Genomic DNA, 21191 nt, shown 5'->3' with positions numbered 1-21191 from the left:
CCGACCGGCGGGCCCGCCCGGTCACCCCCGGGTGGCCCGCCGGTACAGCGCCGCCACGTCCGCCCCGAAGCGGCTGCTGTACGACGTGGCGTCGTCGCCGCCCTCGTCCTGGCCGCCGATCACCCCGATCAGCGAGCCGGTGCCGGTCACCTGGTCGACGTCGGTGAGCAGCGGGCCGCCACTGGTCCCGGCCGGGAAGCCGGCGCAGGGGAAGCGGACCTGGTTCGGTCCCTCGGCCTCCGCGGTGTGCCGGCAGCCGACCGGGGTGTCGCTGTCCCCGGGATAGCCGGTCAACTGCGCCGGCCGGCCCGGCGGGGCGTCGAACCGGATTCGCTCGGCGCCCGTGACGTCCTCGATCCGCTGCTCGGTGCTGCCGTGCCGACGCACCCGGAGGAACGCCACGTCGTGGTTCGGGTCCCGGTCGCTGATCCAGCGCGGGTCCACGTCGATCCGGGTCGGCACCCACAGCCCGTACGGCGCGAGCCCGTCGTGCAGGCCGGGCGCGAAGACCAGCCGGGTGCGGAAGCCGCCGTCGTGGACGCAGTGCGCGGCGGTGGCGATGAGGTTGCCGGCGGGGGAGTGCACCACGCTCGCGGTGCAGTAGTGCGTGGCGGCGCCGTCGTCGCCGGGCGAGAACAGCGCACCGACCGGCGGCGCGGGCGTCGCCGGGCTGGCCATCAGGGGGCGGGAGGCGGGCAGCGGGGCCGGAGTACCGCCGGCGGGACGCGCCACGGCCATCGCCGCGCCCGGCAACTCCCGGTAGGGGCCGGCCAGTACCGCGGCCGCCGCCCGGTCACCGTTGGTCCGGGACGCCAGATAGGTCCCGGTCACCGGGTCCCCGGGCGCCAGGAACGGGTCCTGCCGGGCGGCCTTCAACGCCAGCGCCGCGCCGCCCACGACGACCGTCAGCGCCCCGAGCACCGCGGTCACCCGCAGCGGCACGCCGGCCCGGGCCCGCCCGGTGCGGACCGGCCCGCCGGACGCGTCCGGCGCCGCCCCGGACGCCTCCTCCTGATCCGCCGCCTCGGGCCCGCGTTCGCTCGTCTCCACCAGTGCCGCCTTGCCTCGACTCAAGCCGGCACCGCCTGCCCGCGCACCGCGGGACGGGACGACGGGGGCGACGCCGGAACCAGACATTTCAACCAGTCTGATGCACGACGGCCCGCGCAGGTTCGGTCCGACGGCCGATCACGTGCCCGGCTGGGCCACCAGGGTGACGCCGCGCCCGGCCAGGTTGTGCCCGATCAGCGTCCCGGCCATCCCGAACTCGTTGGGGAAGTCCATCGGGACGATGCCCAGCCCCCGCCAGGCGCTGCCCGCGCCCTCCAGCAGGCCCTTGACGCGTGGGTTGAGACGGTCGGCGTTGGAGCGCGGCGGCAGCAGGGCGGCGGTGGAGACGTAGTTGACGAACAGCTTGCCCGGCTGGTCGACCGCCTTGCGGAACTCCGCCTCGACCTTGGGGTACTTCCCGATCGGCTCGGTCATGTAGTCGTCCTGGATGTCGAAGAGCGCCGGGTCGGCGTACCGCACCCCGCCCAGCCCGTCGGCGTCCGCCAGCAGCACGACCCGGCCCCGGGCCTGCCCCAGCGTCGGCAGCCCCGCGTCCAACCGGAACAGCGAGCGGTACCCCTTGGCGTCCAGGTAGGTGCCGAAGATCCCGCGGAACTCCTCGGCGGAGACCTCCGAGTACTCCTGCTTGACCCGCATCAACACGGTCTCGGACGGGTGCGCCCGGAGGAAGTCCCGGCAGGCGTTGAGCACGTCGCCGAACATCAACTCCTGGTAGAACGCGCCGTGGTGGATCGCGAAGACGCCGTCGATGGCCCGGCAGCGGACGTCCAGGAACCGTATGCCGGAGGCCAGTTGCTCGGCGATCGAGGTGTTCTGGCAGGCCACCCAGGGGCCGCCGATCCGGGCGCCGGAATCGTGGGTGCCGGGGACGGTCAGCCGCTGCACCGGCGTGGCGTCGCCGAGCGCGGACATCCAGTCCTGCGCGGTGACCGCGGCCGGTGCCGCGGCCACCGCGGTGCCCCCGCCGCCGAGGCCCGCCAACACCCCGGCGGCGGACAGCCCCGCCGCGCCCCTGAGGAAACTCCGCCGATCCAGCGCCGTGCCCATGCCCTGCCCCTGTCGTCGAGCCCGTCCGGTCCCGCACGCGGCGGGGCGCGCCCGGCTACGCGTACGGATGTGCGATCGGGGCATCGAACCACATCGGCGGGGAGGTGGGCACCCGGCGGGCGGAAACGGTCAGAGCCGAAGCGCCAGCGACAGGGCGAACCGCCCGGCACTGTCCGTCCACCACTCCGTCAACTTCAGTCCGGACGCGGCGAGTTCGGAGCGCACCCCGTCTTCCCGGAACTTCGCGGAGACCTCGGTGCGCAGCTCCTCGCCGGCCGCGAACGGCACGGCCAGATCGACGCCGGGGATCTTGACGGTCAGGTCGTCCCGGGCCCGCAGCCGCATCTCGATCCACTCCCGCTCCGCGTTCCACCGCGCGACGTGGTCGAAGTCCGCCGGGTCGAAGTCGCCGCCCAACTCGCGGTTGATGACCTCCAGGACGTTCTTGTTGAAGGCGGCGGTCACCCCGCGGGCGTCGTCGTACGCGGCGACCAGCGTGGCCTCGTCCTTGACCAGGTCGGTGCCGAGCAGCAGGGCGTCCCCGGGAGAGAGCAACGCGTGCACCGAGTCCAGGAACGCGGCCCGTTCCGCCGGCAGCAGGTTGCCGATGGTGCCGCCGAGGAACGCCAGCAGCCGCGGCCCGGGCGTCTTTGGCAGCGTCAGGCCCCGCTGGAAGTCGGCGACCAGGGCGTGCACGGTCAGCCCCGGGTGCTCGGTCAACAGCGCCTCCCCGGCCGCCCGTAGCGCCGACTCGCTGACGTCGACGGGCAGATACGTCTGCAACCCGGTCAGGGCGCGCAGCAGGTGGCGGGTCTTGTCGGACGAGCCGGAGCCCAGCTCGATCAGGGTGCGGGCGCCGGTGGCGGCGGCGATCCGGTCCGCGGTGGCGCGCAGGATCTCGCGCTCGGCGCGGGTCGGGTAGTACTCGGGAAGCGTGGTGATCTCGTCGAACAGCTCGCTGCCGCGGGCGTCGTAGAACCACTTCGGCGGCAGGTGCTTGGGCGTGCGGGACAGCCCCTCGGTGACGTCGGCGCGCAGCGCGGCCGCGGTGGCATCGGGGGGCAGGGTGCGAGTGATGCTGAGGGGGCTCACGTTGCGGGCTCCTTGAGCGGGGTGAGGTGGACCTCGGCGCGGGTGGCGCGCAGCAGCGTGCGGTCGGGGACCTCGGTCCAGTGGGGGGAGGTGTCATAGGGCTCGGAGGCGACGACCCGGCCGCCGTCGGGGAGGGCCAGGTGGAACAGGGTGTCGCCCCAGGTGGTGGCGGCGATGCCGGTGCCGTCCGTCAGCAGCAGGTTCAGTCGGGAGCCGGGCGCGGCCGCGGCGACCTCCCGGACGGTCTCGGCCAGCGCCTCGCCCGGGTCGTCGCCGCGGGCCAACCGGTGCTGCACCAGGGCCCACAGGAACGCGGTGTCGTTGCGGGCCGCCAACCGCAGCAGCTCCCGCGCGGGCAGCCCGGCGGCCAGCGGCGCCATGGTGTCCGGCCAGCCGGCCACCGCGCCGTTGTGGCTGAAGAGGTACCGCCCGGCCGCGAACGGCGCGGCGGCCGCCTCGGCGTCCGCCCCGGCCACGGTGGCGTCCCGGACGGCGGCCAGCAGCGCCCCGGAGCGGATCACCCGCCCCAGATCGGGCAGTTGCTCGTCGGCCCACATCGGGCCGGCCCGCCGGTAGCGGGCCGGTAGCGGGTCGTCGGGCGCGTACCAGCCGATGCCGAAGCCGTCCGCGTTGACCGTGCCGTGCCGCTGGTGGCGCGGCGCCCAGGACTGCCGGTACAGGCCGTGCGGCGGCTCCAGGACCACCTGTCCGAACGGGATCTGAGGTCCCAGATACGCCAGATGACGGCACATCAGGCACCGCCCCCGAGCGCCGGATCGGCGTCCCGGGCGGTGCGGAACCCGGAGAAGATCTGCCGCCGCACCGGGAGGTCCCAGTTGCGGAAGGTGCCGCGGCAGGCGACCGGGTCGACGCCGAACGAGCCGCCGCGCAGCACCTTGTACGGGCCGCCGAAGAACACCTCGGAGTACTCGCGGTAGGGGAAGGCGGCGAAGCCGGGATAGGGCAGGAAGTCGCTGGCCGTCCACTCCCAGACATCGCCGATGAGTTGGCGGACGCCGAGCGGCGAGGCGCCTTCGGGGTAGCTGCCGACCGGGGCCGGCCGCAGGTGCCGCTGGCCGAGGTTGGCGTGCTCCGGGGTCGGGTCCGCGTCGCCCCAGGGGTAGCGCCTCGCCCGCCCGGAGTCCGGGTCGTGGCGGGCGGCCTTCTCCCACTCGGCCTCGGTGGGCAGCCGCCGGCCGGCCCACCGCGCGTAGGCGTCCGCCTCGTACCAACTGACGTGCAGCACCGGCTCGTCCGGCGGCACCGGCTCGGTCACCCCGAACCGGCGGCGCAGCCACTGCCGGCCCTCGCGGCGCCAGAACAGCGGGGCCCGCAGCCGGTGTTCGCGCACCTGGGCCCAGCCCTCCGGCGCCCACCAACGCGGCTCCTCGTAGCCGCCGTCGTCGATGAAGCGCTGGTAGGCGGCGTTGCTGACCGGGGTGGTGTCGAGGAAGAAGGGCGACACCGTCCGCTCGTGCGCGGGGCGCTCGTTGTCCAGCGCCCACGGCTCGGTGGAGGTGCCCATCAGGAACGGGCCGCCGGGGACGAGGACCTCGGCCGGCAGCGGACCGTCGGGCGCGGGCGGCGGCTCGGGCGCGCTCAGCACCGGCGGGCCCTTCCGCAACTGATGGGTGATCAACATCGTTTCGTCGTGCTGCTGTTCGTGCTGCGCGATCATCCCGAAGGCGAAGCCGGCGGAGCGCAGCGGGCCGCCGTGCAGCGCGGTGCGCTCCAGGACGTCCAGCACCCGGCCGCGCACCTCGGCGACATAGCCGCGGGCCTCGGCCGGGCCCAGCAGCGGCAGCGTGGGACGCTCGGCGCGCGGGTGCTCGAAGGCGTCGTAGAGGGAGTCGATGTCCGGGCGCAGCGGGTCGCGGCCGCCGACGGCGCGCAGCAGCCACTGCTCCTCCTGATTGCCGATGTGCGCCAGGTCCCACACCAGGGGCGACATCAACGGGGAGTGCTGGGCGACCAGATCGGGGTCCTCGACGCTGGTGGTCAGCAGGCGGGTGCGGTCGCGGGCGGCGAGCAGTGCCGCCGCGGCCCGCTCCCGGAACGGCTCGGGGTCGATGGTCACTGGCTGTCCTTCCCGAGGAGGGGGCGGCCCCTGGCCGCGGTGCCGGGCGCCTCGCCGGCCGGGTCCGGGCCGCCGCCGGCGTCCGCCGCGGCCAGCGTGTCGAGCTGGTCGTCGGCGGGGCACCGGCCGCGCGCCACATGGCGTTCGACGAACTCCGCGACCGCCGCCCGGATTCCGGGGGTGGCGCCGAGCCGGGGCAGCGCCTCCTGCGCGGCGGCGAAGCAGGCCACCGCGGCCGCGTGCAGCTCGGGGTCGGTCAACCCGGCCCGGGCCGCTTTCCGCCACAGCGGATTCCCCGGCGCCGGACGCCAACCGGCCGTCTCCGCAAGCGGTTTGACGGTGCGGTAGGCGAACTCGGCGGCCGCCGGATCGTCGAACAGCGCGGCCGTGACGGCCAACGGCACGATCCACCCGTCCGGCCCCGGCTGCGCGTCGATCATCCGCAGCTCCAGATGACCGCGCGGCCGCACCGGCGGGAAGAGGGTGGTGACGTGGTAGTCCAGGTCCTCCCGGGTCGGCGGACGCGGCACGCCGGTGCGCAGCCACTCGCGGAAGGTCAGCCCCTCCGGCGCGTCCCACGGGCCGTCCGGACGCCGGACGCACATCACCGGGGCGTCCAGCACGTAACGGGCCCACGCGGCGCGCGGGTCGGCGTCCTGGGGCGGGGCGAGCGTGCGGCCCGGGTCGAGCTGCGCCCAGATGGCCTGGCGGGTGGTGCGGTAGCCGGTCGGACACCCCTCGGCGAGCGGGGAGTTGGCGAACGCGGCGGCCAGCACCGCGCCCAACAGGTGCGCCAGCAGCCAGCGCCGGCCGAACCCCAGCGGCCCGGGCTCCTCATGGCCGGCGTCCAGGCAGACCTGGACGGAGGCGGTGCCGCACATCATGGACCGCCCCGCCGGGCCGCGCCGGTCGAAGTACGCCTCCATGGCGTCGTAACGGGGAGCGAGGAGCACCCGCCGCGGGGGGTGCCAGGGGTTGTGCCCGTGGCCCGAGAGTTCCAGGCCCCACTCCCGCAGGACGGGGCGGACCCGGGCGAGATCGGCCCTCACCGCCTCGACGCAGGCGGTGAGGGAGGCGGCGGGCAGCGAGCTGAGCTCCAGCTGGCCGCCGGGTTCGAAGGTGAGGGCGGAGTGCAGCGGCAGGGCGCGCAGGGCGTCTTGCGCGGCGTGCATCCGGGTCGGTGGGACCGGACATCGGGGGTTGCGGGCGTCGTGCACCAGAAGCTCGATCTCGACGCCTATGCGGCGCGGGGGACCCGTTTTGAAACAGATCCCGCGCAGGTGGGCCTCAAGTTCCGCTTCCGACACTGCCGGTCGTACGGGCATCGCTTCCCTTCCCCTTTGGGGCGGCGGCTGGATTGCCGCCCTCCACCTAAGCCCTTGCGGGCGGTCCGCTCAAGAGCGCCTGCCCGCGGCGGACCGCCCGGGGCGGGGGACCGGCCAGGTGGGGAGGGGGCGGGCGGCCGGGGAAAACGGTACGCCCGTTCGAGTGTCGCGGGGTCGCGGCCGGGGGTTTGCGCCCGCCCTCCCGGCCGCGGGGTCGCCGCTACTGCCGGTACCCGGCGAGGAAGCGCCCGATCCGGCTGATCGCCGCGTCGAGGTCGTCGGCGCGCGGCAGGGTGAGGATGCGGAAGTGGTCCGGGCGCGGCCAGTTGAAGCCGGTGCCCTGGACGACCTGGATCTTCTCCCGCAGCAGCAGGTCGAGGACGAACTTCTCGTCGTCGTGGATCTTGTGGACCGCCGGGTCCAGGCGCGGGAAGGCGTAGAGCGCGCCCTTGGGCTTGACGCAGCTCACGCCCGGGATCTCGTTGAGGCGCTCCCAGGCCCGGTCGCGCTGCTCGCACAGCCGGCCGCCGGGGAGCACCAGGTCCGTGATGGTCTGCCGGCCGCCGAGCGCGGCCTGAATGGCGTACTGCGCAGGGGCGTTGGGGCACAGCCGCATGGAGGCGAGGGTGCCCAGCCCCTCCAGGTAGTCCGCCGCGTGCTCCTTGGGGCCGGAGACCACGAGCCAACCGGAGCGGAACCCGGCCACCCGGTACGCCTTGGACAGACCGCTGAAGGTCAGGCAGACCACGTCCGGGGCGAGGACCGCGGCGTGGTGGTGGACCGCGTCGTCGTAGACGATCCGGTCGTAGATCTCGTCGGCGAAGACCATCAGTTGGTGGCGGCGGGCCAGGTCGAGCATGCCCTCCAGCACCTCGCGCGGATAGACCGCGCCGGTGGGGTTGTTGGGGTTGATGATGACCAGCGCGCGGGTCCGGTCGGTGATCTTGGAGGCCAGGTCGTCCAGGTCCGGCAGCCAGTCGGCGGACTCGTCGCACACGTAGTGCACCGGCTTCCCGCCGGCGAGCGAGGTGACCGCCGTCCACAGCGGGAAGTCCGGCGCGGGGATGAGGACTTCGTCCCCGTCCTCCAGCAGCGCCTGCACGGCCATGGAGATCAGCTCCGAGACGCCGTTGCCGAGGTAGATGTCATCGACGTCCACGTCCGTCAGCCCGGCGTCCTGGTAGCGCTGGGCCACCGCGCGGCGGGCGGAGAGGATGCCCCGGGATTCCGTGTAGCCGTGTGCGCGGGAGAGGTTGCGCATCACGTCCTGGAGGATCTCCTCGGGACACTCGAAGCCGAACAGCGCCGGGTTGCCGGTGTTCAGCCGCAGCACGCTGTGGCCGGCCTCCTCCAGCGCGTCCGCGTGCTCGATCACCGGCCCGCGGATCTCGTAGCAGACGTCGGACATCTTGCTGGACTGCTTGAACTGCATGCGGCGGCCTCCCACTTCCTGCGCCCACCGCCGGTCGCGGTAGCACTCGACACCGTACTTGGTTTTCCCAATTTCTCACTTGGAAAATCCAATCACATGTCTATGCTGGTGTCATGCCGCGCCGAAGTTATGACCAGTACTGCGCCGTCGCCCGGGCCCTGGACGCCGTGGGCGACCGGTGGACGCTGCTGATCGCCCGGGAGCTGCTCGGCGGCCCCCGGCGCTACACCGACCTCCACGCCGACCTCCCGGGCGTCAGTACGGACATGCTCGCCTCCCGCCTGAAGGACATGGAGCGCGACGACCTGTTGACCCGCCGCCGGCTCCCCCGGCCCGGCACCGCCTCGGTCTACGAACTCACCGCGCGCGGCCGGGCGTTGCTCCCCGTCCTCGCCGCGCTCGCCGACTGGGGCGCCCCCGCGCTCGACGAGCAGCGCCCCACCGACGCGGTCCGCGCCCACTGGTTCGCCGTCCCACTTCTGGCCCGCCTCGCCCGGTACTTCGCCGACGCACCGGTGCGGGTCATCGACATCGCCCTGGACGAGGGCGCCTTCCACATCGTCCTGGACCCGGACGACCCGACCGCCGGCCACTACGCCGACGGCCCCGCCCCCCACCCCGACACCGCCCTGCGCATGACCGCCGCCACCTGTGCCGCCCTCGCCCACGACCGCTTCTCGCTCGCCGAGGCCCTGGCCGCCGGCTGGATCGACCAGTCCCACCCGGACGACCACACCGCGGCCCCCGCCACCGCCTGACCGGCGGCCCACCGACTCCGTCGCCCGCTCGACGGCGACGGTGCGGGGCAATACGCCGAGGGCCTCCCCAACGGGCCCACCCGGCCCGCCATTCGGCCCCGTAGGCGGCGCACCGGTCGCCGCCCCGGGCCACGCTCGGGAGATGAGACGAGGATGGCGGTTCCTGGGGCGGTCCGGCGGGGCGTGGCTGTTGGCCGCGGTGTTGGTGGCGGGCGCGGTGCCGTCGTCCGCGGCGGTCGGGGCGGCCCGGCCGGGCGAGCGGCGGCCGCGGATGTCGGCCTGGTTGCCGTTCTGGGGCGACGTCGACGGTGCCTACCGGGACGCGCTGGCGCACGCCGATCAGCTACGCACCGTCAGCCCCTTCTGGTACGAGACCACCTCCGGGCGCGCGGTCACCGGCCGACCCGGCGCCGTCCGGCCGGACTTCGTGGCGGGGCTGCGCCGCGCCGGCCTCGCCGTCGTGCCGACGGTGACCGAGACGCCGGACGCCCCGACCATGGCGGCCCTGCTGCACGACCCGACCCGCCGCCGGGCCCACGTCGACGCGCTGCTGGCGGTGGTCCGCAGCCAGGACTACGACGGCATCGACCTGGACTACGAAACCATGGCCGTCACCGGGGACGCGGCGACCCGGGAACGGGTGCGCAGCGGCTACGTCGCGCTCGTCGGCGAGCTCTGCGCCCGGCTGCACCGGCGCGGCAAGACGTGCGTGGTGACGGTGATGCCCTCGCACCCGGCCTTCGACTACGGCCGGTTGGGCGCGCTCGCCGACACCGTGCGGTACATGGGCTACGACCTGCACTGGTCCATGGGCGAGCCGGGACCGTTGTCCTCGAAGGACTGGTACGCGCAGATCCTGCGACAGGCCACCGCCGACATCCCCCGCGACCGGATCGAGTTGGCCTTCCCGGGCTACGGCTGGGACTGGGTGCCCGGCAGCGGCCGGCGCGCCACGCACCGGACCTGGTGGGAGGCCGAGGCGCTGCGCAAGCGGGTGGGCGCCCCCTACACCTTCGACGCGGCCTCCGGCACCCCGCACTTCTCCTACGAACAAGGCGGCGCGCACCACGAGGTCTGGTACCAGGACGCCCGCGGCGTACGGGCCCAACTGCCGCTGCTGGCGGCGTACGGGGTGCGGGGGAGGGGGCTGTGGGCGCTCGGGTTCGAGGACCCGGGCGTCTGGGAGGTCTTCCGCGGCGAGTAGGCGTGGCGCGGCGGCCGGGATGCCCGTCCCCGCCAAGGGCAGCCACCCGCCCCCGGGGTGGGGAGGTGCGCCCGCGAAGGGTCCGGCCGGAACTGTTCCTTCACCGATACCGACCGCTTAGTATGCCCCGTGGCGAGGGTCGGATCCGACCCCGCACCGGCCCGGTCGACCCACCATCTGTGGAGGCATCAGGTGAAGGCATGGCGCGTGCACGCGAACGGGGAGCCGCGAGCGGTGATGCGGCTGGAGGAGGTGCCCGATCCGCAGCCGGGCCCGGGCCAACTGCTGCTGCGGGTACGGGCCGCCGGCGTCAACTTCCCCGATGCGCTGCTGTGCCGGGGCCAGTACCAGGTCCGGCCGCCGCTCCCGTTCACCCCCGGCGTGGAGATCTGCGGCGAGGTGCTGGCCGCGGGCGAGGGCGCGGCCGGCGAGATCGGCGCGCGGGTGCTGGCCCAACCGGCGCTGCCCGGCGGCGGTTTCGCGGAGCTGGCGGTGGTCGACGCCGTGACCGTCCGGCCGGCCCCCGAGGCGCTGGACGACGCCGAGGCCGCCGCGCTGCACATCGGCTACCAGACGGGCTGGTTCGGCCTGCACCGCCGGGCCCGGCTCCAGGCGGGCGAGACGCTGCTGGTGCACGCCGCCGCCGGGGGCGTCGGCAGCGCCGCCGTCCAACTCGGCAAGGCCACCGGCGCCCGGGTCATCGGCGTCGTCGGCGGCCCCGAAAAGGCCCGTGCCGCCCGCGCGTTGGGCTGCGACCTGGTGCTCGACCGGCGCACCGACGACCTCGTCGCCGCGGTCAAGGACGCCACCGACGGGCGCGGCGCCGACGTGGTCTACGACCCGGTGGGCGGCGACGCCTACGCCAAGTCCACCAAGTGCATCGCCTTCGAGGGCCGGATCGTCGTCGTCGGCTTCGCCGGCGGCGCCATCCCCACCCCCGGCCTCAACCACGCCCTGGTCAAGAACTACGCGATCCTGGGCCTGCATTGGGGGCTCTACAACACCAAGGACCCGGCCGCCGTCGACGCCTGCCACGAGGAGCTGACCAAGCTGGCGGCCCAGGGCGCGATCAAGCCGCTGATCGGCGGGCGGGTGCCGCTGGCCGAGGCCGCCGACGCCGTCCAGCGGGTCGCCGACGGGGACTCCGTCGGCCGCCTCGTGGTGGTCCCCGGAACGGGGGAGCCCCGATGACCGACGCCGCCGACCTGCGCCGCCGCACCGCCGACCTGCTCGCCGCCCACACTCCGGGCACCACCGACCGGTTGGACTTCCTCCGCGCCCGCTTCGACGCCGGCCTCGCCTGGGTCCACTTCCCCCAGGGGCTCGGCGGCCTGGACGCCCCGCGCGCCCTCCAGGCCGTCGTGGACGCCGAGTTGGCGGCCGTCGACGCCCCGGACAACGACCCCGGCCGGATCGGCATCGGCCTCGGCATGGCCGCGCCGACGATCCTCCGCTACGGCACCGAGGAGCAGAAACGGCGCTTCCTGCGGCCGCTGTGGACCGGCGAGGAGGTGTGGTGCCAACTGTTCAGCGAGCCCGGCGCCGGCTCCGACCTCGCCGCGCTCGCCACCCGCGCCGTCCGGGACGCGGACGGGAACTGGTTGGTCGACGGCCAGAAGGTCTGGACCTCCAGTGCCCACCTGGCGCGTTGGGCGATCCTGGTCGCCCGCACCGACCCGGCCGTGCCCAAGCACCGCGGACTGACGTACTTCGTCTGCGACATGACCGACCCCGGCGTCGAGGTGCGCCCGCTGCGCCAGATCACCGGCGAGGCGGAGTTCAACGAGGTCTTCCTCACCGGCGTCCGCATCCCCGACGCCCACCGCCTCGGCGCGGTCGGCGACGGCTGGCAGGTCGCCCGGACCACGCTGATGAACGAACGGGTCGCCATCGGCGGCGCCCGCACCCCGCGCGAGGGCGGGATGATCCAGGTGGCGTCGACCGCCTGGCGCGACCACCCCGAACTGCGCACCCACGACCTCCACCAACGCCTGCTGAAACTCTGGGTGGACGCCGAGGTCGCCCGCCTCACCGGCGAACGGCTGCGCCAGCAACTGTCCCCCACTCTCAACTCCGTTCGAGCGGGAGGTACCCCCCTGGGCCAACCCGGCCCCGAAGGCAGCGGCATGAAGCTGGCCTTCGCCCGCCTCGCCCAGCAGATCAGCGGCTGGGAGGTGGAGTTCCGCGGCGAGGCGGGCCTCACCTACGACGACTGGACGCTGCGCCGCCCGGAGGGCGTCGACTTCACCGGCCGCGAGGCCGGCTACCGCTACCTGCGCGCCAAGGGGAACTCCATTGAGGGAGGCACCTCCGAAGTGCTGCTCAACATCGTCGCCGAGCGCGTCCTCGGCCTCCCGCCCGAACCGCGCACCGACAAGGACATCGCGTGGAAGGACCTCCCCCGATGACCCTCACGACCCCCGAGCCCGAGCCCGACCTCCTCTACTCCGCGGAGGAGGACGCCCTGCGCGCCGCCGTACGGGCCCTGCTCGCCGACCGCTGCGATCCGGCCACCGTGCTCGCCGGCCTGGAGAGCGGCCGGCCCCACGACCCGGGCCTGTGGCGGGCGTTGGCCACCGAGATCGGCGTCACCGGCCTGCTGGTCCCGGAAGGGCTCGGCGGCGCCGGCGCGACCGCCCGCGAGGCCGCCGTCGTCCTCGAAGAACTGGGCCGCGCCATGGCCCCCGTGCCGTACCTCACCAGCGCGATCCTCGCGGTCACCGCGCTCCTCGGCTGCGAAACCGACCGTGCGGAGGTCGCCGACTCCCTGGCCGCGCTCGCCGAGGGCCGCACGCTCGGGGCGCTCGCCGTCCCGCTGACCACAGCGCCAGGCGACACCGGCCCGGCCCCCGTACGGGCGGACGCCGCCGGCCGGCTCACCGGGCGCGTCACCTCGGTCGCGGACGTCGCCGGCGCCGGGCTGCTGCTCGTCCCGGCCGAGGGCCCCGGCGGCCCGGAGCTGCACGCGGTCGACGCCACCGCGGACGGGGTGCGCACCGAGCCGGTCACCCCGCTCGACCTCACCCGCCCCCTGGGGCACCTCACCCTCGACGCCGCCGCCGGCCGCCCACTGGCCCGCGGCGACCGGGCCCGCGCCGCGCTCGACCGCGCGCTGCTCACCGGCGCCGGACTCCTCGCCTCGGAACAACTCGGCCTCGCCGACTGGTGCCTGACCGAAACCGTGCGGTACACCGGCGAGCGCACCCAATTCGGCCGCCCCGTAGGCTCGTTCCAGGCCCTCAAACACCGCATGGCCGCCCTCTGGCTCGACGTCGCCTCGGCCCGGGCCGCGGCCCGCAACTCCGCCGACGCCCTGTCCGGCAACGACCCCGAGGCGCCACTGGCGGTCGCCGTGGCCCAGTCCTTCTGTGCCCCGGTGGCCGTCCGCGCCGCCGAGGAGTGCATCCAACTCCACGGCGGCCTCGGCATGACCTGGGAACACCCGGCCCATCTCTACCTCAAGCGCGCCAAGGCCGACGAACTCGCCCTCGGCACACCGGGACGCCACCGGGAGACGCTGGCAGGACTGGTGGACTTGGCGGCGCCGTAAGAGCCGTAAGAGGGGGAGAGGGAAGGGGCCGGCCGGCGCCGGGCGCACCGGACGCCCGCCACCGGGGCGCCCGCGGGGTGGTGACTTCCGCTCCCACCCGGCCGGTTGGCCCCGGTGCGCCGAGACCAACACGCCACGGCGTGGCCGGACCGACCGGTCCGGCCACGCCGTGGCTGAGCGGATCTCCCCGCCAACTCCCTTCCGCGTTCCCTCACTTGGTGATGGCGAACGGCCGGCTGAAGGCGCGCGTGGTGTCGTTCCCGGCGGCCACCTCCAGGGCGTACTTCGATCCGGGCGGGACCGCGGGGAGCGTCACCAGGGCCTCGCCCGCCGGTGCGGCGCCGGCCTTGGGGGAGACCAGGGCCAGTCGCTGTATGCGGCCGTGGCCGGCGGCGGCGCTGAGCCAGACGTCCACCTCGGTGCCGGTGGTGTTGGTCCAGGTCACCGGGAAGCTGCCGTTGGGCCGCAGGCTCATCGGGCCGGCCGGCGCGGTGATCCGGATCCGGCCGGCGCCGGGGGGCGCCGCACCGGGCCGGGGGCCGGTGCGGCGCCCGAGCGCGGCGGTCGCGGCCCGGGCCGCCGCCGCCCCGCCGGGTCCGACGGGGCGCTGTGCCCCGTCGTGGGCGACGGCGGTGTTGGCGCGGCCGGGGGCGGCGGGCTGTCCGATGCCGGGGTGGTGTGCGGGGGCCAGTTCGAGGACCAGCGTGCAGCCGACCGCGGTGGCGGCGACGGCGATGGCGAGGGAGTTCGCCGCCTCGGCGACCCTGCTCATGGTGTCCTCCTTTCCTCGGGGAGGGGCGAGCCGGAGCATCCCCGGCGACCTTGATCATCAAAAAGCCGCGCCCGGCGACCACCTGCATGGGCAGTTCCGGCGCGACAGGGTCCGCGCGGGGCGGGATACTCAGCGCCGCAGCGCGACGATCAGTAAAGAATCCGTAAATTGGCGAGGGTGTCTTGAAAGTGCGGTTCAGGTAGCGTCGGAGCCATGAAGACCGCCTCCCGCCGTGTGCTGATCGGACCGGTGCTCCTGCTGCTGGCCGCCCTCCTCGCGATGGTCACCGCGGCCGCACCCGGTGCACACGCCGCAGGTGGACTGGACGAGGCGGCCGCCGCCCTGCGGAAGGGCCCGGTCTACGTCGACCCCCGCGCCTCGGGTCAGTTTTCGGCCAGCCAGGCGGACGCCCTGGCCAAGAAGATCAAGGACTCCGGCAAACCGGTCTTCGTCGCCGTCCTGCCCCGCACCTCCGACTACCAGCCGTCCACGCTGCTCCAGGACCTGCGCACCAAGGTCGGCATCAGCGGCGTCTACGCCGTGGAGTTCGGCGACGGCTTCAACGCCGGCGCCGACCCCCGCGTGATGCCGCGCACCGCCGTCCAGAACCTCGTCGGCGCCGTCAAGCGCTCCCAGTACCCCACCGTCTCCGAGCGCCTCAACAGCTTCGTCGACACCGCCACCACCGAGGCCCGCGGTCGCGCCCCGGCCTCCTGGGGCGGCACCGGCGGCGGCATCGACACCGGCACCGTCGTCGGCCTCGGCGCGCTGATCGCCATCGGCGGCGGTGGCGCCTACGCCATCGCCCGCCGCAACCGCCGCAAGCGGGCCGAGGAGGAGCGCGCCGCCCTCGAAGACCTGCGGGTCGTGGTCGACGAGGACATCACCGCCTTCGGCGAGGAGCTGGACCGGCTGGACTTCGACCCGGGCGAGCCCGGCGCCGACGACGCGATGCGCGCCGACTACGCCCACGCCCTGGACGCCTACGAGGACGCCAAGTCGGCGATGGCCTCGGCCGAACACCCCGGCGACGTCCAGGCGGTGACCAAGGAACTGGACGAGGGCCGGTTCGCCCTCGCCACCCTCGCCGCCCGCCGCGAGGGCCGGCCACTGCCCGAGCGCCGGCTGCCGTGCTTCTTCGACCCCCGGCACGGCCCGTCGATCGCCGACGCCACCTGGGCCCCGCCCGGCGGCGCCCCGCGCACCGTCCCGGTATGCGCCGCCGACCAGAGCCGCCTGGCGGACGGCCTCGAACCGCTGGCCCGTACGGTCCGCACCCCGCAGGGCGACCGCCCCTACTGGGACGCGGGCCCCGCCTACGCCCCCTGGGCCGGCGGCTACTTCGGCGGCGGCCTGCTCCCCGGCCTCCTCGTCGGCACCGCGCTCGGCCACATGATGATGACCACCCCCGCCTACGGCGCCGACTTCGGCGGCTACGGCGGCGCCGAGGGCGGCGACGTCACGGGTGCCGACTTCGACCCCGGTGACTTCGGGGGCGGTTTCGGCGGCGGCGACTTCGGCGGCGGGGGAGACGGGGGCTTCGGCGGGGACTTCTGAGCGGCCCACCCCGGCCCGTTCCCACCCGTCCCGCCAGCGCTGCCGGGTAAGACCCCGGCAGCGCCCTCGCGGCTCCCGGGCGCCCCGCCCCTCCGGCACAGCCGCAGCGCGCCCCCGCCACCTGGCATGACGGACATTCAGGTGCCCCGGCTCCCAGATGGCGGGCGGCCGAGCAGGGGACGTTCCGCGGTGCCCCGGATGGTGCGTCGATCCAGACCGGGCCGCGGACGGCGGGGACTTGAGGGCGCGCGGGGGAACTCGGCGGGCATGGGTGCCGACCGGCTCCCTGGTGCTGCCCGCCACGGTGTCGACGAGTCTCGTTGCACGTCCGAGTCCGGGCCCGACGTGCACTCGACACCGCGAGGAGACCCCGATGGAACGCCGCACCTCCCAGGCCGCACTCGTCAGCGCGGCGGCCGCCGCCGTGTTGGCGGCCGTCGTCCCCACCGGCCCGGCACGGGCCCTGCCGCACTCCGACCCCGGCCCTGGGCCCACCTCGCGCGCCGGCATGCTCGACGCGATGCGCCGGGACCTCGGCCTGTCGTCGGCCCAGACCAGGACCCGGCTCGCGCAGGAGGCCCGGGCGCAGCAGGCCGCCCTCGCGGTGCGCCGGGCGCTGGCCGCGCCGCCCGCCGGGATGTGGTTCGACAAGGTGGCCGGCCGCCTCGTGGTCGCCGTCACCGACCCCGCCGACGCCCGCCGGGTGCGAGCCGCCGGCGCGCTGCCGCGGACCGTCCGGCACAGCCGGGCGACGCTCCTCGGTGTGGTCCGGCAGATCGCCGACCGGGCCGGCCGGGGCGTCCCGGGCGTCACCGGCTGGGGCATCGACGAGCGCGCCAACGCGGTGGCGGTGCGGGTCGACCGCTCGACGCGCACCCTGCGCACCGCCGGCTTCGAGAGCGCGGTGCGGCAACTCGCCGCCCGCTCGCGGGTCCCGGTCACCGTCGAGCGCGACGACCAGGCGCCGCGCCAGCAGAACGGCACCGTCGTCGGCGGCGAGCGCTGGATGCCGGGCGCCGACGGGATCTGCTCCATCGGCTTCTCGGTGACCGGCGCCCGCGGCGCCCGCGGCTTCGTGACGGCCGGTCACTGCACCCTCAAGCCCAACCAGCCCGCGTTCGGCAAGGACGGCACCCGGCTGGGGACCTCCAACCCGCAGGGCACCCACAGCGTCAACGGGCAGGAGGGCGACTTCGGCCTGGTGGCGGTCGACCAGCCGGGCTGGAAGGTGAGCCCCACGGTGGCCGGCGAGGGCGGCAGCCCGGTCACCATCACCGGCTTCCAACAGGGCATCGTCGGGATGTCGATCTGCCACTCAGGCCAGACCAGCGGCTGGCGCTGCGGTGAGATCACCCGCACCGACCAGACCGTCGACTACGGCAACACCGTCATCCCCGGGCTCTCGTTCACCAACGCCTGCTCCGCGGCCGGGGATTCGGGCGGTTCCTACGTCACCCAGCCCGGCGCCCCGAAGGCCGTCGGGGTGCACTCCGGCGGCGGCGCGGCGACCTGCGACACCGGCGGAGACACCGTCACCATCTTCCAACCCATCGACAAGCCGCTCCGGAAGTGGAACCTGAGACTGGTGACCGGCACCTCCTGACGCCCCGCCCCGCCCCGCCCCGGCCAACACCGTCATTTTCCAGCCACCGGGGACCGATTCATGACCCCGCTTTTACGACTGCTTTAATGGCAACCGCACAAATGCGAGCCATTCGCAACAACAGTCGATCTCCAAGAGGGGTGTGGGCATGACCTCCCGGTCCATACGGCGAGTGGCCGCCACGGCGCTGGCGGCCACGATGGCGCTCACCGCGGCGGCCTGCGCCGCTCCGGACGAGGGCCGGGGCAGCGGCAAGCCCACCGACACCGCGGTCGTCGGCATCGCCTTCGAGCCGGAGACGCTCAGCCCGCTGCTGGGCTACGGCAAGGACGGCAACTCCAAGATCTTCGACGGGCTGCTCACCCACGACGCCGACATGCGCCTGACGCCCGCGCTCGCCGCCGAACTGCCCAAGGTCACCGACGGCGGGAAGACCTACACCTACGCCCTCCGCCAGGGCGTGAAGTTCAGCGACGGCAAGCCCCTCACCGCCGACGACGTGGTCTTCACCTACGCCACCATCCTCGACGAGAAGACCAACAACGCCTCCAAGGCCGAACTCGACGCCCTGGACAAGGTCGAGAAGAAGGACGACCGGACCGTCGTCTTCCACCTGAAGTACCCCTACGCACCGTTCGCCGAGCGCACCGTCCTGCCCATCGCGCCGCAGCACATCGCCGGCCAACAGGACGTCAACACCGGCGACTTCACCACCCACCCCGTCGGCACCGGCCCCTACGTCCTCACCAAGTGGTCCAAGGGCGAGAAGCTCACCTTCACCGCCAACCCCCACTACTGGGGCGGCGCGCCCAAGGTGAAGCACCTCACCATGGCGGTCATCAAGGACGACGACATCCGCGCCACCAGGCTGCGCTCCGGCGACCTCGACGGCGCCATCCTGCCGCCCGAACTCGCCGCCACCTTCAAGGGCGACAAGAACCGCACCACCCTCGCCGCCAAGACCTTCGACTACCGCAACGTCACCCTCCCCACCGCCAACCCCGTCACCGGCGACCTGGCCGTGCGCCGCGCACTGGACCTCGCCGTCGACCGCCAGGCCATGGTCAAGGGCATCCTCAGCGGCGCCGGCAAGCCCGCCTACGGGCCGGTCCCCACCGACAGCCCCTGGTTCGCCAAGGGCACCGAGCGCCCCCACGACCTCGCCAAGGCCCAGCAACTCCTCGACGACGCCGGCTGGAAGAAGGGCCCCGACGGCATCCGTGCCAAGGACGGGAAGCGCGCCTCCTTCACCCTCTGGTACCTCTCCGGCGACAAGCTCCGCCAGGAGCACGCCCTCGCCTTCGCCTCCGACGCCAAGAAGGCCGGCATCGAGGCCAAGGTCGAGTCCGGCACCTGGGAGGCCATCGAGCCCAACATGAAGCAGGACGCCGTCCTCGCCGGCGGCGGCAGCCCCGCCGACCCCGACTTCGACCAGTACCTGCTGCTGCACTCCTCGCTCGCCGGCGACGGCTTCAACAACATGTCCCGGTACGCCAACAAGACCGTCGACGACCAACTCGTCGCGGCCCGCCGCACCGACGACCGCCAGGCCCGCAAGGCCGCCTACGACGCCGTCCAGCGCGAACTCGCCAAGGACCCGGCCTACGTCTTCCTCACCCACGTCGACCACGTCTACGTGACCGACAAGCGCTGGAAGGACCTCACCACCCAGGTCGAACCGCACGACCACGGCCTGGCCTCCGGCCCCTGGTGGAACGTCGAGGACTGGCAGCCCACCAAGTGACCACGCGCCACCGCCCCTTGCCCTGGGGGCCGATGGCGCGGATGACGGCACGGCGGGCGCTGACCGCCGTGCCCGTCCTCCTCGCCGTCACCCTCGGGGTGTTCGCGATCGCCGCGGCCTCACCCTTCGACCCGGTGCGCGCCTACGCCGGCGGCGCCGGGCTCACCGCCTCCCAGGAGAACCTCGACCAACTCCGCCACAACCTGGGCGTCGACCAACCCCTGCTGACCCGTTGGTGGCACTGGCTCACCCACGCCCTCACCGGCGACCTCGGCGACTCCACCAGCCTGCGCGCCCCCGTCTCCCAGGTCATCGGCGAACGCCTGGGCTGGTCCCTGCTGTTGTGCGCGCTGGCCTTCGCCCTCGCGGTGCTCGCCGGCACCGTCCTCGGCGTACTGGCCGCCCGGCGCCGCGGCGGCGCCTTCGACCGCGCCGTCACCTCCGTCGCCTACGTCCTGGAGGCCGCCCCGCCGTACTGGCTCGGCCTGCTCGTGGTCTGGCTCTGCGCGCTCAAGCTGGGCGTCCTCCCGGCCGGCGGCCTCACCGACACCGGCAGCCAACTCGTCACCGCCGACCAGATAGCCCGCCACCTCGCGCTGCCGACCGTGGTGCTGGCCGTCTCCCAACTCCCGTGGTTCGTGCTCTACGTCCGCCAGGGCGTCGGCGACGCGCTCGACGAGGACCCGGTGCGCGGCGCCCGCGCCCGCGGGCTGCGCGAGCGCACCGTCCTGCTCCACCACGCCCTGCGCTCCGGCCTGCTCCCCGTCCTCACCCTCATCGGCTCCCGGGTGCCCGAACTCATCACCGGCGCGCTCCTGGTGGAGACCGTCTTCAGCTGGCCCGGCATCGCCGCCGCCACCGTCCAGGCCGCCACCAGCGTCGACTTCCCCCTGCTGGCCGCGCTCACGGTGCTCGCCACCGCCGCCGTCCTCGCCGGCAACCTGCTCTCCGACCTGCTCTACGGACTGGCCGACCCGAGGGTGGGATTCGATGGCTAGCACCACCACGTCCAGCACGTCCGCCACGTCGACCAAGGCGGCGCGCCGCCGCGACACCGCGCCGCGGCACGCCCGCCGGCTCCGCGCCTGCCTCGCGCTGCTCGCCGTGATCGTCCTCGTCGTCGTCCTCGTGCCGCTGCTGTTCCCCCTGGACCGGCAGGCCGTGGACCTGGCCGCCAAGCTCCAACCGCCGTCCGCCGCCCACCCGTTCGGCACCGACGAGGTCGGCCGCGACCTGCTGCTCCGCTGCGTCTACGGACTGCGGGTCTCGCTGCTCGTCGGCGTGGTGGCCGCGCTGGTCGCCACCGTCATCGGCACCGCCGTCGGCGCACTGGCCGGCGCACTCGGCGGGTGGGTCGACCGCACCGTGATGCGCCTGGTCGACCTCTTCTCCTCGGTGCCGCACCTGCTGCTCGGCATCTTCATCGTCGCCATGTTCCGGCCCGGCGTCTGGCCGGTGATCATCTCGGTGGCGCTCACCCACTGGCTCTCCACCGCCCGGATCGTCCGCGCCGAGGTGCTCTCGCTGCGCTCCCGGCCCTACCTCGACGCCGCCCTGTCCGGCGGCGCCTCCCGCTGGCGGGTGACGACCCGTCACCTCCTACCCGGCGTACTGCCACAGGCCGGCCTGGCCGCCGTCCTGATGGTGCCGCACGCCATCTGGCACGAGTCCGCCCTGTCGTTCCTCGGCCTCGGGCTGCCCGCCCACGAGGCGAGCCTGGGCATCATGGCCAACGCCGCCCGCAGCTCCCTGCTGGCCGGCGACTGGTGGCCCACCCTCTTCCCCGGCCTGTTCATCATCGTCCCCACCCTCGCCGTCGCGGGCCTGGCCGGCGCCTGGCGGGAACGGCTCAACCCGCGCCGCCGATCGGAGTTGATGCTGTGAACGCCAACGGGATTCCGCCGGAGACCGACGTCACCGAGGCGCCGCTCCTCTCGGTGCGCGGGCTGACCGTGCGCT

Annotated in this window: 18 protein-coding genes; 10 read left to right on the top strand and 8 right to left on the bottom strand. The window is 74.4% G+C overall.

Features of this window, described 5'->3' with window-relative positions; translation table 11 throughout:
• Positions 1-21: 21 nt before the first annotated feature.
• The 7 genes from PV796_RS07905 to PV796_RS07875 all read right to left on the bottom strand — a co-directional run bounded on the left by PV796_RS07905 (position 22) and on the right by PV796_RS07875 (position 8044).
• Positions 22-1050: a trypsin-like serine peptidase gene (locus PV796_RS07905; protein WP_274912209.1), complete on the bottom strand. Its 1029-nt coding sequence runs from the start codon at positions 1048-1050 to the stop codon at positions 22-24.
• 138 nt (positions 1051-1188) lie between these two features.
• Entirely contained in the window at positions 1189-2118 is a 930-nt protein-coding gene (locus PV796_RS07900) for a phosphatidylinositol-specific phospholipase C (protein ID WP_274912208.1), read from the bottom strand.
• 129 nt (positions 2119-2247) lie between these two features.
• Complete coding sequence (egtD, locus tag PV796_RS07895; RefSeq protein WP_274912207.1) at positions 2248-3210, bottom strand: L-histidine N(alpha)-methyltransferase; 963 nt, start codon at positions 3208-3210, stop codon at positions 2248-2250.
• Positions 3207-3962, bottom strand: coding sequence for an ergothioneine biosynthesis protein EgtC (egtC, locus tag PV796_RS07890; RefSeq protein ID WP_274912206.1), 756 nt, complete (start codon positions 3960-3962; stop codon positions 3207-3209). The genes egtD and egtC overlap by 4 nt, the downstream gene beginning before the upstream one ends.
• Positions 3962-5287, bottom strand: coding sequence for an ergothioneine biosynthesis protein EgtB (egtB, locus tag PV796_RS07885; RefSeq protein ID WP_274912205.1), 1326 nt, complete (start codon positions 5285-5287; stop codon positions 3962-3964). Before egtB ends, egtC begins: the two co-directional genes overlap by 1 nt.
• Entirely contained in the window at positions 5284-6612 is a 1329-nt protein-coding gene (gene egtA / locus PV796_RS07880) for an ergothioneine biosynthesis glutamate--cysteine ligase EgtA (protein ID WP_274912204.1), read from the bottom strand. Before egtA ends, egtB begins: the two co-directional genes overlap by 4 nt.
• Before the next feature lie 220 nt (positions 6613-6832).
• Positions 6833-8044: a pyridoxal phosphate-dependent aminotransferase gene (locus tag PV796_RS07875; protein ID WP_274912203.1), complete on the bottom strand. Its 1212-nt coding sequence runs from the start codon at positions 8042-8044 to the stop codon at positions 6833-6835.
• A gap of 113 nt (positions 8045-8157) precedes the next feature.
• Here PV796_RS07875 and PV796_RS07870 point away from each other — a divergent pair, with 113 nt between their 5' ends.
• From PV796_RS07870 to PV796_RS07850, 5 genes are all read left to right on the top strand, one after another.
• Positions 8158-8802: a winged helix-turn-helix transcriptional regulator gene (locus PV796_RS07870; RefSeq protein WP_274912202.1), complete on the top strand. Its 645-nt coding sequence runs from the start codon at positions 8158-8160 to the stop codon at positions 8800-8802.
• A gap of 142 nt (positions 8803-8944) precedes the next feature.
• A complete protein-coding gene (locus tag PV796_RS07865; RefSeq protein ID WP_274912201.1) occupies positions 8945-10006 on the top strand; it encodes a glycosyl hydrolase family 18 protein in 1062 nt (353 codons plus the stop codon).
• 192 nt (positions 10007-10198) lie between these two features.
• Positions 10199-11197 (top strand): NADPH:quinone oxidoreductase family protein, encoded by a 999-nt coding sequence (locus PV796_RS07860; RefSeq protein WP_274912200.1) that lies wholly within the window; start codon positions 10199-10201, stop codon positions 11195-11197.
• Positions 11194-12414 (top strand): acyl-CoA dehydrogenase family protein, encoded by a 1221-nt coding sequence (locus PV796_RS07855; RefSeq protein WP_274912199.1) that lies wholly within the window; start codon positions 11194-11196, stop codon positions 12412-12414. Before PV796_RS07860 ends, PV796_RS07855 begins: the two co-directional genes overlap by 4 nt.
• Positions 12411-13556, top strand: a complete 1146-nt coding sequence (locus PV796_RS07850) for an acyl-CoA dehydrogenase family protein (protein ID WP_274912198.1) — start codon at positions 12411-12413, stop codon at positions 13554-13556. The genes PV796_RS07855 and PV796_RS07850 overlap by 4 nt, the downstream gene beginning before the upstream one ends.
• A gap of 211 nt (positions 13557-13767) precedes the next feature.
• Here the strand turns inward: PV796_RS07850 and PV796_RS07845 are convergent, their stop codons facing one another.
• Positions 13768-14328 carry a hypothetical protein gene (locus PV796_RS07845; RefSeq protein ID WP_274912197.1) on the bottom strand — a complete coding sequence of 187 codons (561 nt, stop codon included), beginning with the start codon at positions 14326-14328 and terminating at the stop codon, positions 13768-13770.
• 213 nt (positions 14329-14541) lie between these two features.
• On the opposite strand from PV796_RS07845, the gene PV796_RS07840 reads away from it, so the two are divergent.
• From PV796_RS07840 to PV796_RS07820, 5 genes are all read left to right on the top strand, one after another.
• Positions 14542-15885: a hypothetical protein gene (locus PV796_RS07840; protein ID WP_274912196.1), complete on the top strand. Its 1344-nt coding sequence runs from the start codon at positions 14542-14544 to the stop codon at positions 15883-15885.
• 373 nt (positions 15886-16258) lie between these two features.
• A complete protein-coding gene (locus PV796_RS07835) occupies positions 16259-17488 on the top strand; it encodes a S1 family peptidase (protein ID WP_274912195.1) in 1230 nt (409 codons plus the stop codon).
• 148 nt (positions 17489-17636) lie between these two features.
• Positions 17637-19232 carry an ABC transporter substrate-binding protein gene (locus tag PV796_RS07830; protein WP_274912194.1) on the top strand — a complete coding sequence of 532 codons (1596 nt, stop codon included), beginning with the start codon at positions 17637-17639 and terminating at the stop codon, positions 19230-19232.
• Between the two features lie 41 nt (positions 19233-19273).
• Entirely contained in the window at positions 19274-20230 is a 957-nt protein-coding gene (locus PV796_RS07825) for an ABC transporter permease (protein ID WP_274912193.1), read from the top strand.
• A complete protein-coding gene (locus tag PV796_RS07820; protein WP_274912192.1) occupies positions 20223-21116 on the top strand; it encodes an ABC transporter permease in 894 nt (297 codons plus the stop codon). Before PV796_RS07825 ends, PV796_RS07820 begins: the two co-directional genes overlap by 8 nt.
• The last annotated feature ends 75 nt before the right edge of the window (positions 21117-21191 follow it).

This window comes from Streptomyces sp. WZ-12, assembly GCF_028898845.1.
In the GTDB taxonomy this organism is placed as follows: domain Bacteria; phylum Actinomycetota; class Actinomycetes; order Streptomycetales; family Streptomycetaceae; genus Streptomyces.
The sequence above is the reverse complement of the archived record's forward strand: the minus strand, read 5'-3'. Positions and strand labels throughout refer to the sequence as shown.

What these genes read in the sequence shown, in the direction of transcription:
- PV796_RS07900 (WP_274912208.1), bottom strand. Translation starts at nt 2,118, where the DNA reads ATGGGCACGGCGCTGGATCGGCGGAGTTTCCTCAGGGGCGCGGCGGGG.
- egtC (WP_274912206.1), bottom strand. Translation starts at nt 3,962, where the DNA reads ATGTGCCGTCATCTGGCGTATCTGGGACCTCAGATCCCGTTCGGACAG.
- egtA (WP_274912204.1), bottom strand. Translation starts at nt 6,612, where the DNA reads ATGCCCGTACGACCGGCAGTGTCGGAAGCGGAACTTGAGGCCCACCTG.
- PV796_RS07875 (WP_274912203.1), bottom strand. Translation starts at nt 8,044, where the DNA reads ATGCAGTTCAAGCAGTCCAGCAAGATGTCCGACGTCTGCTACGAGATC.
- PV796_RS07870 (WP_274912202.1), top strand. Translation starts at nt 8,158, where the DNA reads ATGCCGCGCCGAAGTTATGACCAGTACTGCGCCGTCGCCCGGGCCCTG.
- PV796_RS07865 (WP_274912201.1), top strand. Translation starts at nt 8,945, where the DNA reads ATGAGACGAGGATGGCGGTTCCTGGGGCGGTCCGGCGGGGCGTGGCTG.
- PV796_RS07855 (WP_274912199.1), top strand. Translation starts at nt 11,194, where the DNA reads ATGACCGACGCCGCCGACCTGCGCCGCCGCACCGCCGACCTGCTCGCC.
- PV796_RS07850 (WP_274912198.1), top strand. Translation starts at nt 12,411, where the DNA reads ATGACCCTCACGACCCCCGAGCCCGAGCCCGACCTCCTCTACTCCGCG.
- PV796_RS07845 (WP_274912197.1), bottom strand. Translation starts at nt 14,328, where the DNA reads ATGAGCAGGGTCGCCGAGGCGGCGAACTCCCTCGCCATCGCCGTCGCC.
- PV796_RS07840 (WP_274912196.1), top strand. Translation starts at nt 14,542, where the DNA reads ATGAAGACCGCCTCCCGCCGTGTGCTGATCGGACCGGTGCTCCTGCTG.
- PV796_RS07835 (WP_274912195.1), top strand. Translation starts at nt 16,259, where the DNA reads ATGGAACGCCGCACCTCCCAGGCCGCACTCGTCAGCGCGGCGGCCGCC.
- PV796_RS07830 (WP_274912194.1), top strand. Translation starts at nt 17,637, where the DNA reads ATGACCTCCCGGTCCATACGGCGAGTGGCCGCCACGGCGCTGGCGGCC.
- PV796_RS07825 (WP_274912193.1), top strand. Translation starts at nt 19,274, where the DNA reads ATGACGGCACGGCGGGCGCTGACCGCCGTGCCCGTCCTCCTCGCCGTC.
- PV796_RS07820 (WP_274912192.1), top strand. Translation starts at nt 20,223, where the DNA reads ATGGCTAGCACCACCACGTCCAGCACGTCCGCCACGTCGACCAAGGCG.